The sequence below is a fragment of the Pantoea eucrina genome (assembly GCF_001691555.1).
GTDB classification, from domain to species: domain Bacteria; phylum Pseudomonadota; class Gammaproteobacteria; order Enterobacterales; family Enterobacteriaceae; genus Pantoea; species Pantoea borealis.
Genome location: NZ_MAYN01000008.1, coordinates 1070739 through 1087258, shown reverse-complemented (window position 1 = coordinate 1087258; position 16520 = coordinate 1070739). Strand labels below are relative to the sequence as shown.

Annotated in this window: 20 protein-coding genes and 1 pseudogene; 13 read left to right on the top strand and 8 right to left on the bottom strand. The window is 53.5% G+C overall.

The features are described 5' to 3' along the window. Positions 1-21 precede the first annotated feature (21 nt). The 6 genes and pseudogenes from BBA90_RS11185 to BBA90_RS11160 all read left to right on the top strand — a co-directional run bounded on the left by BBA90_RS11185 (position 22) and on the right by BBA90_RS11160 (position 2537). The gene (locus BBA90_RS11185; protein ID WP_065649199.1) at positions 22-342 is read left to right on the top strand and encodes a hypothetical protein; all 321 of its coding nucleotides are present in this window, start codon (positions 22-24) and stop codon (positions 340-342) included. A 41-nt stretch (positions 343-383) separates the two neighbouring features. Continuing rightward, positions 384-608: pseudogene (locus tag BBA90_RS11180) on the top strand (DUF7446 family protein); the annotation flags it as partial. 80 nt (positions 609-688) lie between these two features. Beyond that, on the top strand, positions 689-991 hold the full coding sequence (locus BBA90_RS11175) for a hypothetical protein (RefSeq protein ID WP_065649198.1): 303 nt from the start codon (positions 689-691) through the stop codon (positions 989-991). Beyond that, entirely contained in the window at positions 988-1395 is a 408-nt protein-coding gene (locus BBA90_RS19550) for a hypothetical protein (RefSeq protein WP_065649197.1), read from the top strand. Before BBA90_RS11175 ends, BBA90_RS19550 begins: the two co-directional genes overlap by 4 nt. A gap of 236 nt (positions 1396-1631) precedes the next feature. Beyond that, complete coding sequence (locus BBA90_RS11165; protein ID WP_065649196.1) at positions 1632-1880, top strand: hypothetical protein; 249 nt, start codon at positions 1632-1634, stop codon at positions 1878-1880. Positions 1881-2066: 186 nt separating this feature from the next. Next, positions 2067-2537: a hypothetical protein gene (locus BBA90_RS11160; protein WP_065649195.1), complete on the top strand. Its 471-nt coding sequence runs from the start codon at positions 2067-2069 to the stop codon at positions 2535-2537. A gap of 566 nt (positions 2538-3103) precedes the next feature. Here the strand turns inward: BBA90_RS11160 and BBA90_RS11155 are convergent. After that, the gene (locus BBA90_RS11155) at positions 3104-4342 is read right to left on the bottom strand and encodes a tyrosine-type recombinase/integrase (protein WP_065649194.1); all 1239 of its coding nucleotides are present in this window, start codon (positions 4340-4342) and stop codon (positions 3104-3106) included. A gap of 298 nt (positions 4343-4640) precedes the next feature. Between BBA90_RS11155 and BBA90_RS11150 the strand changes: the two genes are divergently transcribed. Genes BBA90_RS11150 through yciA form a run of 3 tightly spaced genes read left to right on the top strand, consistent with a single transcriptional unit; the run spans position 4641 to position 6445 of the window. Continuing rightward, entirely contained in the window at positions 4641-5375 is a 735-nt protein-coding gene (locus BBA90_RS11150; RefSeq protein ID WP_065649193.1) for a YciC family protein, read from the top strand. Positions 5376-5434: 59 nt separating this feature from the next. Beyond that, positions 5435-5974, top strand: a complete 540-nt coding sequence (locus tag BBA90_RS11145) for a septation protein A (RefSeq protein WP_039384629.1) — start codon at positions 5435-5437, stop codon at positions 5972-5974. Between the two features lie 54 nt (positions 5975-6028). Then, positions 6029-6445: an acyl-CoA thioester hydrolase YciA gene (yciA, locus tag BBA90_RS11140; RefSeq protein WP_065649192.1), complete on the top strand. Its 417-nt coding sequence runs from the start codon at positions 6029-6031 to the stop codon at positions 6443-6445. A 45-nt stretch (positions 6446-6490) separates the two neighbouring features. Here yciA and BBA90_RS11135 read toward each other — a convergent pair whose 3' ends face one another. Then, positions 6491-7228: an energy transducer TonB gene (locus BBA90_RS11135; protein WP_139074187.1), complete on the bottom strand. Its 738-nt coding sequence runs from the start codon at positions 7226-7228 to the stop codon at positions 6491-6493. Between the two features lie 205 nt (positions 7229-7433). On the opposite strand from BBA90_RS11135, the gene BBA90_RS11130 reads away from it, so the two are divergent. Then, positions 7434-7730: a YciI family protein gene (locus tag BBA90_RS11130; protein WP_039384635.1), complete on the top strand. Its 297-nt coding sequence runs from the start codon at positions 7434-7436 to the stop codon at positions 7728-7730. A 3-nt stretch (positions 7731-7733) separates the two neighbouring features. Further along, positions 7734-7904 (top strand): hypothetical protein, encoded by a 171-nt coding sequence (locus BBA90_RS19350; RefSeq protein ID WP_167350663.1) that lies wholly within the window; start codon positions 7734-7736, stop codon positions 7902-7904. A gap of 20 nt (positions 7905-7924) precedes the next feature. Here BBA90_RS19350 and BBA90_RS19135 read toward each other — a convergent pair whose 3' ends face one another. Beyond that, entirely contained in the window at positions 7925-8098 is a 174-nt protein-coding gene (locus BBA90_RS19135) for a YciY family protein (RefSeq protein ID WP_139074186.1), read from the bottom strand. A gap of 163 nt (positions 8099-8261) precedes the next feature. On the opposite strand from BBA90_RS19135, the gene cls reads away from it, so the two are divergent. After that, positions 8262-9722, top strand: coding sequence for a cardiolipin synthase (gene cls / locus BBA90_RS11125; RefSeq protein ID WP_039384637.1), 1461 nt, complete (start codon positions 8262-8264; stop codon positions 9720-9722). Between the two features lie 35 nt (positions 9723-9757). Next, positions 9758-10087: an HI1450 family dsDNA-mimic protein gene (locus BBA90_RS11120; RefSeq protein WP_206099896.1), complete on the top strand. Its 330-nt coding sequence runs from the start codon at positions 9758-9760 to the stop codon at positions 10085-10087. A 63-nt stretch (positions 10088-10150) separates the two neighbouring features. Here BBA90_RS11120 and oppF read toward each other — a convergent pair whose 3' ends face one another. From oppF to oppA, 5 genes are all read right to left on the bottom strand, one after another. Continuing rightward, the gene (oppF, locus tag BBA90_RS11115; RefSeq protein WP_065649190.1) at positions 10151-11155 is read right to left on the bottom strand and encodes a murein tripeptide/oligopeptide ABC transporter ATP binding protein OppF; all 1005 of its coding nucleotides are present in this window, start codon (positions 11153-11155) and stop codon (positions 10151-10153) included. Continuing rightward, positions 11152-12168 carry an ABC transporter ATP-binding protein gene (locus BBA90_RS11110; RefSeq protein WP_065649189.1) on the bottom strand — a complete coding sequence of 339 codons (1017 nt, stop codon included), beginning with the start codon at positions 12166-12168 and terminating at the stop codon, positions 11152-11154. The genes oppF and BBA90_RS11110 overlap by 4 nt, the downstream gene beginning before the upstream one ends. Before the next feature lie 11 nt (positions 12169-12179). Further along, a complete protein-coding gene (oppC, locus tag BBA90_RS11105) occupies positions 12180-13088 on the bottom strand; it encodes an oligopeptide ABC transporter permease OppC (protein WP_065649188.1) in 909 nt (302 codons plus the stop codon). 15 nt (positions 13089-13103) lie between these two features. Then, positions 13104-14024, bottom strand: coding sequence for an oligopeptide ABC transporter permease OppB (gene oppB, locus BBA90_RS11100; protein WP_065649187.1), 921 nt, complete (start codon positions 14022-14024; stop codon positions 13104-13106). An 81-nt stretch (positions 14025-14105) separates the two neighbouring features. Then, positions 14106-15746: an oligopeptide ABC transporter substrate-binding protein OppA gene (oppA, locus tag BBA90_RS11095; RefSeq protein ID WP_065649186.1), complete on the bottom strand. Its 1641-nt coding sequence runs from the start codon at positions 15744-15746 to the stop codon at positions 14106-14108. Positions 15747-16520: the final 774 nt, after the last annotated feature.

Below are 16520 nucleotides of genomic sequence, written 5' to 3'. Positions count from 1 at the left end.
ACCCACCAATAAGGCCGCATCATGAACCCATCACCGGTATATCCGGCGCATTCGTCACGCCTGAACGGAGCTGACGAAGAGATTAAGCGCCGCAAGCAGGAAGTGCTGAATGGCGTTTTGGCGGCCTTAGCAGCACAGGAAGCTGGTAACGACCATCCGCAGCTGTTGACACCTCAGCGCAGAGAGGATGCTTACCTGGATGAGTTGAAACGCAGAGAGCATGAGGAGATGGCTAAGCGCCCTCCTCTGCCACAAATCATCGTCACCCGGCCTGTTGTAGAGGTCTGGGGCGACTTCAGAGACACCCGACGCGGCCGGTATGGCGCAATACTGATGGAGTGATGCTGGCCTGTACCCGGCTGGCATTGCATAAGGGGAAAGAGATGGCACGATTAGAACTTGGCTTTTCACCATTTAGCAAAACTATCCAACTCGCGAAGATGAAAGACCTCGGCAATGGCGTCCGCCAGCGTGTTGGTAATGACCGCGGCCGTGACGTGACCAATGAAGCTGCGCAGATGGTTTGGCAGTTAGTTATGTCCGAGGGTGGCCGCGTTGAATGGAGCCTAGATGATGGTAGCAAAATGGTGCTGGAAGCCAACAAGCAGTTACCCAAACATAGCGCCGCCCAGCTCCGCGCCGAAACCGACACCACCCCTTCCCAATATGAATCACTGGCAGGTGGCAAATGAAAACTTCAGAAATGCAAGGTGAAACCCTGAATTATGCCGTAGGACTGGCTTTAGGAGAGAACGTTCAGATATCTACAGGTAACCCAGACGCCCCATATAAATCGGTAAAAACATTTTTCACTCGAGGAAACTGGGACCGAGCATACAGGTTCAACCCGACAGAAAACGCCAAGCTTTTTTCCCGGCTTCGTATCCCCGCGGGAGAGCATAGCAACCTACCTGATGCGTGCCGGGCTTTTGTGAAAGAAAAGTTAGGTGATGAAGTTCAGATACCTAAATCACTGGCAGGTGGCAAATGATCAACTCTGAAGATATCAAAGCTGGAATGATTCTCGGGCATGCTGATGCGGCGCTAATCCGAGATGCATTATTTAAGCTGGCAGAGCTGGAGAAGCAGAAGCCAATCTATCAGCTCATCGAGGATGGCAACTGGTACGACGCTGAACCGCATGTCTATCACGAAGAAATGGCCCGCGGGAATATCGGGCGCATTGTGTATGCCCGCCCCGCGCCTGCCGTCAGCCTGGCGGAGCTGAAGTCAGAACCAGTTCTGCCGGATATCGGATCCAATCAGGTTAACGATGCCGCGTGGAAGCTACACGATCGTCTGGGCGAATACGGACCCCTGACAGGCGGGCAATTCAACAACCTGAAGGGCTGCTTTTACGATGCGCTGAAAGTCTGCATGGAGGTCAAACCATGAGCACTCGTGGCAAGATGTGGGCGGTTATGTGGGTAGCGTGCACAATCATCTGGACGGGTGTGGCTTATGCAATATGAGATGCCGGCCATCTCTCCGTAACTGCAGGCGCAGGTGCTGCGGTACCTCAAAATGAAGCCGGGAAAGCGTGAGAAACTGCATGAGGTGGAGCGGACATTGATGCAGGCTTTAACAGAGCGCATTACTCTATCCGTACTGACAAAGGGAATGGAGGTAGCATGATTAATCGCGCAACGACTGATGAAGAGCTTGAAGAGCTTTCGACCGTCACCGATCTGATTTATGGCGTGTCTATCGCTGATATGGCAAAGGAGCTGCAAGCTTACCGCAAAGCCTTCAGCAAACCCGCCGCATATACCGTCGAAGGTCAGCTGAGATTTGAGAACGAGCTGAAGATTGGCGATATGTGGGCTGAGCCGTTTGATGAATCCGTAGACGTGCCGCTGTATCGGAAACCAGAGGTGTAGCCATGCTCATCGGCTTCGTGATCGTAATAATCTCTGCCCTTCCCGCGCCGGTGTCGGAGCGAATATATCCAACCATTGAAGCCTGCGAACAGATGAGGGCGCGTCTGCATGAGCGCCGGCCATTGGTGCAATTAGAATGCGCCGAGGTTCGCCGGTAGCGATATACCCCAGTCAGGAGGAATCGCCATGTCACGTAAATATACAGATTTATTTTTTATTTTAGCATTGACGCTGCTGCCAGTTTCTTTTGCGTACTCGTTTGTAATCCACGACACTAAAAATAATTTGGATTGCGAATTCTCAGTGAATGAATATGGGTTTGCTCAGACGGAAGAAGCCGCTCCAAAGGGCTCAGGCCTATGCTGGAGAAAGGAAATCGTGGACAAAGCAGACCAATATGTTAAGGAAAACAAATTGCGATATGCAAAGCCTAAATCCAGCTTTGACATTGCTGTCGATATGGCAAGCGCTTGTAATTTTGGTGGCGAAGGTTCAGCTTCAGGAGATCATCTTGAGTCCGCAAAAAAATATCTGGACGTAGTATCAAAATACTCTGGAAATTCTGACGCTATAACAAAGCTCAGGCGAGCCTACGACTATGGCAGACTCAACGCCAAGTCACCCCGTGATTGCACAAATTACGTAATGGGAAGATAGAAAATTCATCACCTAACAAACCTCGCCCCGGCGGGGTTTTTTATTGCCTAAATCTGGAGAATCACTATGTGCGACATTGCAGATGATGCCTCAGACCTTGAGATACTAAATACAGAAATCGCCCTGGCTAAACGGCCGCGCCCGGAACCCCGGTCACCCATTTGCCGTAACGGCGACTGCGGTGAACCTTCTCGCGATGGATGCAGCTACTGCAGCTGCGAGTGCAGAATTGCCCATGTAAGGGCGAATCTGCCTGCTGGGTAAACCGCGGCTGGCATGAGACAAAATTGAAGCTGTGACATGTCACAGCATCAAAGCCTGATGCAGCAGGTAACGTGTAGAGAAACTATTGTGAGCGCAACTATGAATGATATCGACATCAAGACGCTTTTGCAGATGCCCTACCTGAATCTCACGGAGACAGCTTTCATGTTGCGTGTTGCTCCGCAGACGATCCGCAAATGGGTATCAATTAACGGGCGCACTCAGCTCCCGCATAACCCGTCATTTCCGAAGCCTGTGCGACGTGGTCGCCTGACGTTCAGAACGTGTGATATTCTGAACTATCAGGACGATAGTGACAGCACCGAAACCTTACCCTCGCCATAAACTAATGCAGTGACGCGCGCCCACCATAACGCATAGGCGCGCCGCTGCTCTTCTATATAGCTGTGCTTATCGTAGACCTGCCACACACCGGGTAACTTGTGACCCAGCATCAGCTCTGCCACATGTGGTTCAGTCAGTTCAGAGAAGTTTGTCCGGGCCGTACGGCGCAAATCATGTATCGTCCAGTGCTTCATCTCAATGCCCAAATGTCTCAGGGCTGTTTTCTGCAGACCTGGCGAAATATCCGTGAGAGTTGCACGTCCCTGCGCTTTGTCTGTCTTGCCTGTCGTCATAACAAACTTACTGCGTGGCGATAATTCAAAGAGCTCTCGCAGCATCTCTTCAGCTTCCGGGATGATCGGCCGCACCAGAGGTTTTTTAGTTCGCCTGCCGTTTTTATGATGCGTAGGCGGAATGGACCAGAGTTTGGCTTCCAGGTCAAAATGCGCCTTTTCTGCATTTGCCAGTTCTCCAACCCGGCAACCGAACAACAGGCAGAGCTTAACCAGCAGCTGAAACTTCGGTGCTATCCTGCTCGCTTCCATTGCCCGGAAAATGGTAACTATCTCGTCATCGCTGAGCACCCTGTCACGCGATCCCTTTGTGATGTTCAAATCAGCCAGGCGCAAATCGCTCAGCGGTGCCTGCTTTGCCAGGTTGCGGCGCACGGCCCAAAAGTGAGCCTGTTTAATATGGGTCAGCAGGGAGTCAGTGGTAGATGGTTTTTTACGGGCCAGCGGCTCAAGGACATTGAGCCACATGTGGATCGTAGCGTCCTCATTCGGTATGTCACCGAGCTCAGGGAATATATGAAGCTCGAACGCCCGTATCACCTCTACGTGAGCCTTTTTGTTCAGTCTGGCGTATTTGTCGTACCATTCACGGATCAGGCCTTCTACAGTGAGCGACGTATAAGCATCCGTACGTGCCAGCCGCTTAACCAGGCGTGGGTTTCGGTTCTGCTCCAGCTCACCTCTGAGCCGCAGGACCTCTTCGCGGGCTTCTTTCAGAGACGTTGCCGGGTACGTCCCAATATCAACGCGTTCGCCCTTTCCGTTCCAGCGATAGCGATATTGAAAGGATATTTTACCCTTGCAGGATATGCGGGCAGAGAGCCCATCTCTGTCAGACTTCGTCTGAACTTTTTCAGATTCCTTGCCCAGTAGGGCGCGGAGTGCAGTATCAGATAGAGGCATTGTGCATGTACACGAAATGGATTATGTACATCAGTATGTACACGTTTGCGGAGCTAGTGAAGGGAAAAAACAGCAACAACCGGGAATAGTATTGCTAAATGTAACAGCGACAAAATCAGGAAATCCCTGTTTTGGCGGCCTTAAGGGGAATAGTTGGGTATGGACTGCAATTGTAAGGAAGTGAATCTGTCATCTTTACCTGTCATGACAGAAAGTTATGGTATTCCGGGTGCCAGCCTGCCCGCTTAGCATGTACAATCGCCGGGTTAATTAACCCGGTTTTTTTCAAGGAGTGTACATGTCTATCACGGCAAGCTCGTTATACCGTGACACAGGAAATTTTCTGCGCCATCAGCTGGTCACTATAGTGCTGATGGCGCTGCTGACCTCATTCATTACCGTGATTATCGGGCATGCATTGACGCCTGATGAGGAGCAGCTGTCGCTGCTGAGCCAGAGTGACAGCAGCGCTTCCTCCCTGTTTGAACTGGTACAGAATATGTCGCCCGATCAGCAGCGTATACTGCTGCGCGCCTCGGCAGCGGGTACGCTGGCGGCCCTGATTGGTAACACACTGCTGCTCGGCGGAATGCTCTGCCTGATCCCGCTGGTCTCCGGTGGTCAGCGCGTCAGTGCCCTGCGTGCTATCGGCACCGCTGCACCGCTGCTGCCTAAACTGCTGTTGCAGACCTTTCTGATCACGCTGCTGGTGCAGCTTGGCTTTATGGTGCTGATGGTTCCTGGCATCATGCTCGCTATTTTACTGTCGCTGGCGCCGGTGATGCTGGTCAGTGAAAAAATGGGCGTGATGGGTGCCATGCGCGCCAGCATGCGTCTGGCGTGGCAAAATCTCCGCCTGATTGCACCCGCTATTCTGCTGTGGCTGCTGGCAAAAATTGTTCTGATGTTCTTTTTCTCTTCGCTGACGGTTCTGCCCGCCAATATTGCCTCCGTGGTGCTTAACGCGCTGGGTAATCTGGTCTCTGCCGTTTTGATTATTTATTTGTATCGGCTCTATATGCTGTTACGTTAAGGGTTACGGCGCTTCGCTGAGCGCCATAACTGTAGGCTACTGTCCGGACTGGAAACGCTATGAAGCAGTTACTCGATTTTCTCCCCCTGGTCGTTTTCTTTGTTTTTTACAAACTCTACGACATCTACGTTGCATCGGGCGCGCTGGTAGTGGCTACCGGCCTGGCGCTGGTAGTGAGCTGGGTGCTCTATCGCAAGCTGGAAAAGATGACCCTGTTTACCTTTGTGCTGGTGGCCGTGTTCGGTACCCTGACACTGGTGTTTCATAATGATGAGTTCATCAAGTGGAAGGTCACCGTGATCTATTCGCTGTTTGCGCTCGCGCTGCTTTACAGCCAGTGGTTTATGCAGCAGCCCCTGATCCAGACCATGCTGGGCAAAGAGCTGCAGCTGCCCGCTACGGTCTGGCGCCGGCTCAATATTGCCTGGGCGCTGTTCTTTCTGCTGTGCGGCCTTGCCAACATCTACGTTGCGTTCTGGTTACCACAGCCAGTATGGGTTAATTTTAAAGTGTTTGGCCTGACAGGACTGACGCTGCTGTTTACCTTGCTGAGCGGGCTCTATATCTGGCGGCAGATGCCTCAGCAGGAATCAAAATAGTCTTTCCATTGCCCGGTCAGCCGGGCTTTTTTTCACCTGCAGAAGAACTGAGCAATGAACGATAAACATAAGCAGCCACTCGGCGAGATGGTTTTGCGTACGCTGGCTATGCCAGCTGACACCAATGCTAATGGTGATATTTTCGGCGGCTGGTTAATGTCACAGATGGACATGGGCGGTGCGATTCTGGCAAAAGAGATCGCTGAAGGTCGCGTCGTCACGGTTCGTGTCGACGGCATGAGTTTTCTTAAGCCGGTCGCGGTAGGCGATGTGGTCAGCTGCCATGCGCACTGCCTGCGCACCGGCAACAGTTCTATGACCATCAACGTTGAGGTCTGGATCAAAAAGGTTTCATCAGAACCGATAGGCCAGACTTACTGCGCCACCGAAGCAGTGTTTGTTTACGTGGCGGTCGACAGCAGCGGCAAGTCGCGTCCGCTGCCGGCAGATCGCGCCAACCGCAGTCACTGAGCCATAAATACCAGAGCGGCTTTCCCGGCCGCTCTGGTGTCTGTACTACTCGATCTTCGCGCCGCCGTTAATACGAAAGACAATATTCATGGTAATGCCCTGGCCTGGCTGGCCTGGCTGATAACGCCACTTTTTAACCTGATCTTTCACGCTGCGCTCGAACATATTGCGCGGCTGTGCCGAAAGAATGGTGACGTTGCCGACCCGGCCGTCACTGTCGACATCAAATTTTACCCGTACGTTGCCCTCAATACGCAGCGCGGCCGCCCGCGCCGGATAAGCAGGTTTGCTGATGCTGAGCGCTTTAGGTCCGGTAGCGTTAACCGGCGCCGTGGCCGTGGCCGCTTTTGGTGCAGTGGCGGGCCGGGGCTGAGTCGCTGCGCGCTCCTGCTTAAACGGATCGGCCCGGTCAGGAGCCGGCTTACGGGGTGCCGGATCCGGTTTTTTCTCTATTTTCGGTTTTGGTTTTGGTTTCGGCCTGGGTTTTGGCTTTGGCTCCGGTTTTGCAATCGGCACCGGTTCCGCTTTTGGCGGCTCGGGCACGGCCTGCGGTTCGGGTTCTGGCTCCGGCTGGGGTGCCGGCGCTACCACAGCAGGCGCAGGTTCCGGCTGCACCTCAGGTGCGACCATGGTGATGGCGATGGGCTGAGGCGCGGCAGGCAATTCACGTGACTGATGCAACGAGGCATAGAGGATGCCGGCAATAACGGACCCGTGCAGCACCACGGAGAGGATCAGTGAAACAGGCGTACGGGCCGGAAAAGGCGTAGTCAATGTCGTCATAGCAGCTGTGGTCATTGAGTGAGAAGATGAGTTTAAATGCAAATAGCAATCAGTTTCAATAAGCAGCGTAAAAGTGCCCTGTTTCCCTGTTTTTTTTAACCCCGCTTGCGCTGGCGCCGATTGCCCTGAGGTTTCGTTTGCACTCTGCCGGGGGATGCCTTAACGTGTCTCGCAATTTCGGCCAGTCTAACGGGAGTATCCCAACGTGCTTTACCTCATCTACGCGGAAGATACCGCAGATTCACTGGAAAAACGCAACAGCGTGCGCCCTGCGCACCTTGCTCGTCTGCAGCTGCTGCAGGATGAGGGACGACTGATTGTTGCAGGGCCGCTACCGGTGGTCGACAGCAATGACCCAGGCCCCGCCGGCTTTAGCGGCTCGGCCATTGTCGCGGAGTTTGATTCGCTGGAGGCGGCGCAATCCTGGGCTCAGGACGATCCGTATATCGCCGCCGGCGTTTACGAGAAAGTCACCGTTAAGCCATTTAAGCGGGTGTTTTAATCAGTGATGTTGTCACTGCTGCTGCTGCTGGTTGCGCTGCTGCTTACCGGCCGCGCGCTCTGGATCTGGCGCCAGCAGGGCTGGCTTCAGGCGCGCCAGCAGATTGTCATGCTGATAGTACTGGCAGCAGCGGCCCAGCTCGTTAACATCACGTTAGTGCTGCGCGGCCATTAATATACGTAGCCGCGTCAGCTTTACAGATTCTGTGTAATAAACAGAATTGAACGACGCTGCTGCTGCGCGACCTGGTGACGAATAGCATGAATGCGCTTATAGCGACGCGACTGCCCCTCCAGCCAGCGTGCACGGCGGCGATGCACCTGACGCAACATTCTCCAGCGGGCCACTTCATTTCTGCTTCGTCTCATGACACTCTCTCAGTCCGGCATATTTCGGCACGCATTATAGTGATCTGCACAGAAATGCCAATTCGAAACCTTTATCGATAACCCCCGCAACAGATTAAGGTTTCGCTGCAGCGCATCAACACGTAAACTTTGCCTATAAATGCGCGAACAGGATGTCCACTCAATGACCACCTTTTATACCCTGATCAGTTGGTTACTGCTGTTTGGCTACTGGCTGCTGATTGCGGGTGTAACGCTGCGTATTCTGATGAAACGTCGCGCAGTGACCTCAGCAATGGCCTGGCTGCTTATCATCTATATCCTGCCGCTGGTCGGTATTATCGCCTATCTCTCGTTTGGCGAGCTGCATCTTGGCAAGCGCCGGGCTGAGCGCGCCCGTACCATGTGGCCCTCCACGGCTAAATGGCTCACCGACCTGAGACAGTGCCGGCATATCTTTGCCACAGAACACAGCGACGTTGCACGTTCGCTGTTTGACCTCTGCCGTCATCGTCAGGGGATCGCGGGCGTAAAAGGCAATCAGCTGCAGCTGCTGACCAGCAGCGATGAAGTGATGCAGGCGCTGATCCGTGATATTCAGCTGGCGCGGCATAATATCGAAATGGTGTTCTACATCTGGCAGCCGGGCGGCCTGGCTGACGATGTGGCGGAGTCGCTGATGGCGGCCTCTCGCCGGGGTGTACACTGCCGTCTGATGCTCGATTCAGCCGGCAGCGTTGCTTTTTTCCGCAGTCCGTGGGCAAATATGATGCGCAACGCCGGGATCGATGTCGTTGAGGCGCTGCAGGTCAGCCTGCTGCGTGTCTTTCTGCGGCGTATGGATCTGCGTCAGCATCGCAAAGTCGTGCTCATCGACAATTACATTGCTTATACCGGCAGCATGAACCTTGTCGATCCGCGATTCTTTAAACAGGATGCCGGTGTCGGGCAGTGGATCGACCTGATGGCGCGTATGGAAGGCCCGGTTGCTACCACAATGGGGATCGTTTACGCCTGCGACTGGGAAATTGAGACCGGCAAGCGTATTCTGCCACCGGCCCCGGACGGTAATATCATGCCGTTTGAGCAGGAGAGCGGCCACACTATTCAGGTTATCGCTTCCGGACCGGGTTTTCCCGAAGATATGATCCACCAGGCGCTGCTGACCGCGGTCTATTCCGCGCGTGAGCAGCTGATCATGACCACGCCCTATTTTGTTCCCAGCGACGATCTGCTGCACGCTATCTGCACGGCTGCGCTGCGTGGCGTTGAGGTCAGCATTATCGTGCCGCGTCACAACGATTCGCTGCTGGTTGGCTGGGCCAGCCGCGCGTTCTTTACGGAACTGCTGGAAGCAGGCGTCAAAATCTATCAGTTTGAAGATGGCCTGCTGCATACCAAAAGCGTGCTGGTTGATGGACAGCTCAGCCTGGTGGGCACGGTGAACCTGGATATGCGCAGCCTCTGGCTCAACTTTGAGATCACCCTGGTGGTGGATGATGACGGCTTTGGCAGCGATCTCGCTACCGTGCAGGATGACTATATTGCGCGATCGCGCCTGCTGGATAATGCGCGCTGGGCGAAACGTGCCTGGTGGCAGCGCATCGTTGAACGACTGTTTTACTTCTTTAGTCCATTACTGTAAAACGAGCGGAAAGATTACCGCCGCAGGATAAGCACATGACCATGGATTTAGACAACCGCCTGACCGATGATGAAACGCTGGAGCAGGCCTACGATATTTTTCTTGAGCTGGCAGGCGATAACCTCGATCCGGCTGATATTATTCTGTTTAACCTGCAGTTTGAAGAGCGTGGCGGCGCAGAGCTGTTTGATCCCTCTGAAGACTGGCAGGAACACGTTGATTTTGATTTAAACCCCGACTTTTTCTCTGAAGTTGTGATTGGTCTGGGTGAAGCTGACGGCGAGCCTGTCACGGATGTATTTGCACGCGTGCTGCTGTGCCGTGAGAAAGATCATAAGCTCTGCCATATTCTCTGGCGCGAATAAGTCAGACATAAAAACGCCGGGCTTTTGCCCGGCGTTTTGCTGTTTACCGCCTGCTCACGGGTGTCAAAGCGGATCCACTTTCAGGCAGGATACCGCATGGCGGAAACTGCCCTCCAGCAGCGGTCGGGTTTTGGCACATTCCGGTCCGGCAATCGGACAGCGGGTACGAAACACGCAGCCTGAAGGCGGATTGATCGGCGAAGGCAACTCCCCGTCCAGTAGCTGGATCTGCTTATTTTTCTCCAGATCCGGATCGGGAATCGGTACCGCTGACATCAGCGCCCGGGTATAGGGATGCTGCGGATTGTTGTACACCGCATCATAGGTGCCCAGCTCAACGGCGTGGCCCAGATACATCACCAGCACGCGATCGGAGATATGTTTCACCACCGCCAGATCGTGCGCAATGAAGATCAGCGACAGCCCCATCTCGCGCTGCAGTTTCTGCAGCAGATTCACCACCTGCGCCTGGATAGAGACATCCAGCGCCGAGACCGGCTCATCACAGATAATCAGCTTCGGCTCCAGGATCAGTGCGCGCGCGATGCCGATACGCTGACACTGGCCACCTGAAAACTCATGCGGATAGCGGTTGATAAGATTCGGCAGCAGGCCGACTTTCATCATCATCGCTTTGACTTTATCTTTGACTTCCTGACGCGGCATCTTTGGATAATAGGTGCGCAGCGGTTCAGCAATGATATCGCCGATAGTCATACGCGGGTTCAGTGACGCCAGCGGGTCCTGGAAAATCATCTGAATATCACTGCGCGCCTGACGCCACTCTTCCGCACTCTGCCCCAGCAGATCGCGTCCCAGCCAGGCGACGCGCCCTTCGGTGGCTTTTACCAGCCCGATAATAGCGCGCGCCAGCGTCGATTTACCGCAGCCTGACTCGCCTACTACGCCCAGCGTTTCGCCCTCATACAGCCGCAGGCTGACGCCATCTACCGCTTTCAGCGTTTTAGGCGGCTGCCAGAACCACTGTTTGCCATCTTTAATTTCAAAATGCACTTTGAGATCGGCTATCTCCAGCAGCACTTTTTTCTCTTCCGCAACGGTGCTCATACCAGCTCCTCCACCGGTTTGAAGCAGGCACGCAGGCGTCCGTCGGCAAAAGGCTCCAGCGGCGGTGGCGCGGCGCATACCTCCATTGCCCAGGCGCAGCGTGGCTGGAACGGACAGCCCTGCGGCAACCGCAGCAGGTTAGGCGGATTACCGGGAATGGTCGTCAGTGACTCGCCCTCTGCATCGAGCCGCGGTACCGCATTCAGCAGGCCGATAGAGTATGGATGTGCCGGCTGATAAAACACATCGCGGGCGCGGCCATACTCCATGGTCCGTCCGGCATACATCACCAGCACTTTGTCGCAGATCCCGGCCACCACGCCAAGATCGTGCGTGATCATAATGATAGCGGTGTTGAATTCGCGCTTCAGTTCATTAAGCAGCGTCATGATCTGCGCCTGGACCGTCACATCCAGCGCGGTAGTGGGCTCATCGGCAATCAGCAGCTTCGGACGACACATCAGCGCCATGGCGATCATCACACGCTGGCGCATACCGCCTGAAAATTCGTGCGGATACATCTTCATGCGCTTTCGTGCTTCCGGCATCTTCACCGCATCAAGCATACGTACCGACTCTTCAAACGCCTGCGCCTTGTTCATGCCCTTATGCAGCTGGAGAACTTCCATCAGCTGCTCCCCTACCCGCATATAGGGATTCAGAGAGGTCATGGGGTCCTGAAAGATCATGGCAATCTGCTCCGCGCGCAGCTTATTCAGCTTGCCCTCGGGCAGATTCAGGATCTCCTGTCCGTTAAACCGTGCCGATCCGCCAATGCGGCCATTCTTTGCCAGCAGCCCCATCAGGGCAAACGCCGTCTGCGATTTGCCGGAGCCTGACTCGCCTACAATGCCAAGGGTTTCCCCGGCACGCAGAGAGAAGTTGAGATCGTTTACGGCGGTAACGTCGCCGTCATGCGTTGTGAAGGTTACGCGCAGATCCTGCACATTCAGCAGCAGTTCCGGGCTTCCCGCCGGCACAGCACGCGCTGGCGTTGTGGTTTCAAAACTCATCGGGAAACTCCTTAGCGATCTTTCGGATCGAGGGCATCACGCAGGCCATCGCCGATAAAATTAAAACAGAACAGCGTGACGACCAGAAAGCCGGCCGGGAACATCAGCAGCCACGGAGAGACTTCCATAGAGTTTGCTCCGTCACTCAGCAGCGCGCCCCAGCTACTGAGCGGCTCCTGCGTACCCAATCCCAGGAAACTCAGGAAGGATTCAAACAGAATCATGCTGGGTACCAGCAGTGAGGCATAGACCACCACCACGCCCAGCACGTTGGGTACAATGTGGCGCAGCACAATACTGGCCGTGGAGACGCCCCCTACCTGAGCCGCCTCGATAAACTCTTTGCGTTTTAGCCCCAGCGTCTGACCCCGCACAATACGCGCCATGTCGAGCCAGGAGACCATACCGATAGCCACGAAAATCAGCAGAATATTGCGGCCGAAAAAGGTCACCAGCAGGATCACAAAAAACATAAATGGAAAGGAGTTGAGGATTTCCAGAATACGCATCATCACTGAGTCGATCTTGCCGCCGAGATAGCCCGCCAGAGAGCCATAGAGCGTGCCCACCAGCACCGCTATCAGTGCGGACGCGATACCCACCATCAGCGAAATACGACCGCCAATCGCCACCCGCACCAGCAGATCGCGTCCGGAGGAGTCGGTACCAAACCAGTGACCTGAGACACTATCCGGCGGCGACGACATCATTGCCCAGTCGGTATCATCATAGTTAAACTGCGCCAGCATCGGTGCAAACACTACAAACAGGGCAATCAGCAACAATACCAGCAGGCTGATCAGCGCCGCGCGGTTGTGAATAAAGCGTCGGCGTGCATCCTGCCACAGACTGCGCCCCTCCACCTCCAGCTTTTCACTGAAGGCATCCACCACGTCACTGTTTTTTTTGCTTAACATCATGAGCGTGCTCCACCCTTAATAGCGAATCTTTGGATCAATAACGGCGTAGAGCACATCAACGATCGCATTGAACAGAATAGTCAGCACGCCAACCAGAATCGTCAGGCTCATCACCAGTGAGTAGTCGCGGTTTAGCGCTCCGTTAACAAACAGCTGACCGATACCGGGCAGGCCGTAAATAGACTCAATTACCATTGAACCGGTGATGATGCCGACAAAGGCTGGCCCCATATAGGAGAGCACCGGCAATAGCGCAGGCTTCAGCGCATGACGCAGTACGATACGGCGCAGCGGCAACCCTTTTGCCCGCGCCGTACGGATGAAGTTTGAGTGCATGACTTCAATCATTGAACCGCGCGTGATACGGGCGATACTGGCGATATAAGCCAGCGAAAGCGCCACCATCGGCAGCAGCATGTAATTCCACTGCCCGCCGTTCCAGCCACCGCCCGGTAGCCAGCGCAGCGTAATGGCAAAGATCAGAACCAGCAGCGGCGCCACGACAAAGCTCGGGATAACAATGCCGGTCATCGCCACCCCCATGACGGCATAGTCCCACAAACTGTTCTGCTTTAGCGCCGCGATCACGCCGGCGGTTACCCCCAGAATCACTGCAAGGAAAAAGGCTGCCAGCCCCAGCTTCGCGGAGACCGGAAAGGCATGCCCTACCAGATAGTTAACTGAATAGTCCTTATATTTGAATGAGGGCCCGAAATCGCCGTGCGCCAGCTGGACCAGATAGCTGAGGTACTGTTTGCCGATGGGATCGTTGAGGTGATATTTGGCTTCAATGTTAGCCATCACCTCAGGTGACAGCGTGCGCTCACCGGTAAACGGACTACCCGGTGCTAAACGCATCATAAAGAACGAAATGGTGATCAGAATAAAGAGCGTCGGAATCGCTTCCAGAAGCCGACGCAGAATAAATTTTAACATTGCCATACCTGCCAGGCTGTTGCTTCACAAAGTCAAAAAAGCGGCGCCGCAGCACCGCCACTGTCGATAGCCTGTGTGCTATTAGTGCTTGATGATGTACAGGTTCTTATCCAGCGTTTTATCCAGCGGATCGTTACCGGTATAGCCGCCTACATAAGGCTTAACCAGACGGGCGTTAACATAGTAATAGACCGGCACAATGGCGCTGTCTTTATCCAGAATCTGCTCTGCCTGCTGGTAATCAGCCACGCGTGCTTTTTCATCGGCAGCTTTGACGGCGTCATGGATCACTTTGTCAAAATCAGCGCTCTTATAGTGCGCGGTATTACTGCTGCTGTCTGACAGCATGGTGTTCAGGAAGGAAGTCGGTTCGTTATAGTCTGCACACCAGGCCGCACGTGAAACGTCGTAGTTGCCCTGATGACGGGTATCGAGGAAGGTTTTCCACTCCTGATTCTCCAGCTTAATATTAACGCCGAGATTCTTTTTCCAGATCGAAGAAGCCGCGATCGCCAGCTTTTTGTGCAGGTCTGAGGTGTTGTACAGCAGATTAAACGTCAGCGGCTTATCTGCGGTGTAGCCTGCTTCTGCCAGCAGTTTTTTAGCTTCTTCATTACGCTTGTTCTGATCCCATTTAAACCAGTCCGGCGGCAGCAGTTCCATGCCATCGGTTGCCGGCGGTGTATAGCTATAGGCGGGCAGCTGGCCCTGTGCCAGTACCTTATTCACCATGATGTCGCGATCCAGACCCAGCTTCAGCGCGGTACGTACGCGGGCATCGGTAAAAGGTGCTTTCTGGTTATTGATTTCATAGTAATAGGTGCAGAGATAGGGTTTTACCATCAGCTCTTTGCCGTTATCGCGCTGCAGCTTTTTGAACAGCTCAATCGGCATGTTGTTATAGGTGATATCGCTGCCATTTTCAGAAAAATAGCGGTTCACATCACTGACTTCCGAGTTGATTGGCAGGAAAGTGACTTTGTTGAGTACGGTATGTTCGTTATCCCAGTATTGCGGATTACGTACCAGCGTGACGCGCTCGTTAATAACGTGCGCCTCCAGTTTAAATGCGCCGTTACCCACCCAGTTCTGCGGCTGTGTCCACTGATCGCCCGACTTCTCAATGGCAGGCTTATAGACCGGTGACATCACAGCATTAATCAGCAGTTTATAAAAATAAGGCACCGGCTGGCTCAGTGTAACTTCCAGCGTATGATCATCCAGCGCTTTTACGCCCAGTTCAGAGGTCGGTTTTTTACCGGCAATAATCTCATCAACGTTAGCTATGTGGCCATACTGCGGATAGCTGGCGTAAGGTGATGCCGTTTTCGGATCCACCAGGCGCTGCCAGCTATAGACGAAATCCTGTGCAGTGACCGGCTCACCGTTAGACCATTTAGCATTTTTACGCAGGTGGAAAGTCCAGACTTTAAAATCTTTGTTTTCCCAGCTCTCCGCCACGCCCGGAACCGGTTTGCCGCTGGCATCGCTGACGATGAGGCCTTCATAGAGATCGCGGGCAATATTGTCTTCCGGAACACCCTCAATTTTATGCGGATCGAGCGACTGCACTTCGTCACCGTTACCGCGTACCAGCTCCTGTTTAGCGGCAAGCTCAACGCCAGCCGGTACCGTTGCAGCCAGCGCGGCATTCCCTGCCAGAGAGGAAATTGCCGCCAGAACGCCGGCAGCAATCAGATTTTTTTTCGTGATGTTGTTCATTGTTATGCTCCAGTTTTATTATTGTCGTCAGTGCGCTATATCGCCTGACGTATCCCGTTAACCGGGCGATCGTCGTCTCTGTCGGACGCAGACCCCTGCACCCTTCCGGGTTACCTCGATAAGCCGCCAGCGGGCGCAGATGTCTGCTGGCGACTCACACAATATTTTTGATAGTGAATAAGTACAGCGCCCGGCTCCTGAAATTTTCTACCGGTATAACTGCGGCCCGCGGCTTCACCAGCGTGTTAATAAGCAAAAAGCGTACACATCTGCTGAAAGAGCGATAAAAATCCAGAGAGTGCCAGAAATTATCAGAAGCTATCCCATTGCGCCAAAGCCAATGCAGAAAAATGTTAACCATTTCTCTTTTATCACGTCCGGGATAACGTTGAAAGCGTTAATTTTTACCGCTAAATATTAGTTAAGAAACTGAAAAATAAGAAAATAAATGCATTTCTGGCGATTATGCACTCACTTATTAAATATCAACACGCTTCTAAGCAAATATAGGGTGTTTTTACTTCAGGACGGAATATTCAGCGACTCTCTGCCAGATCAGGCACAGCTAATCACATTAAAAAACCATTTAGCAGCAGGTAAATCTGTGACAATTATCACAATAAAAAGCGGACATTACGCGGAAGCAGGCAGGGAAGTAGCGAAAGTGATAAAAAATACCGTAAAAGTAGAATGGCAAATAATTTCACCAAAAGAGTGCACCCGCACCGCGTGATGCACCCTTTTGGTTCATAAAGATCTTTTTTGGGTAAAATC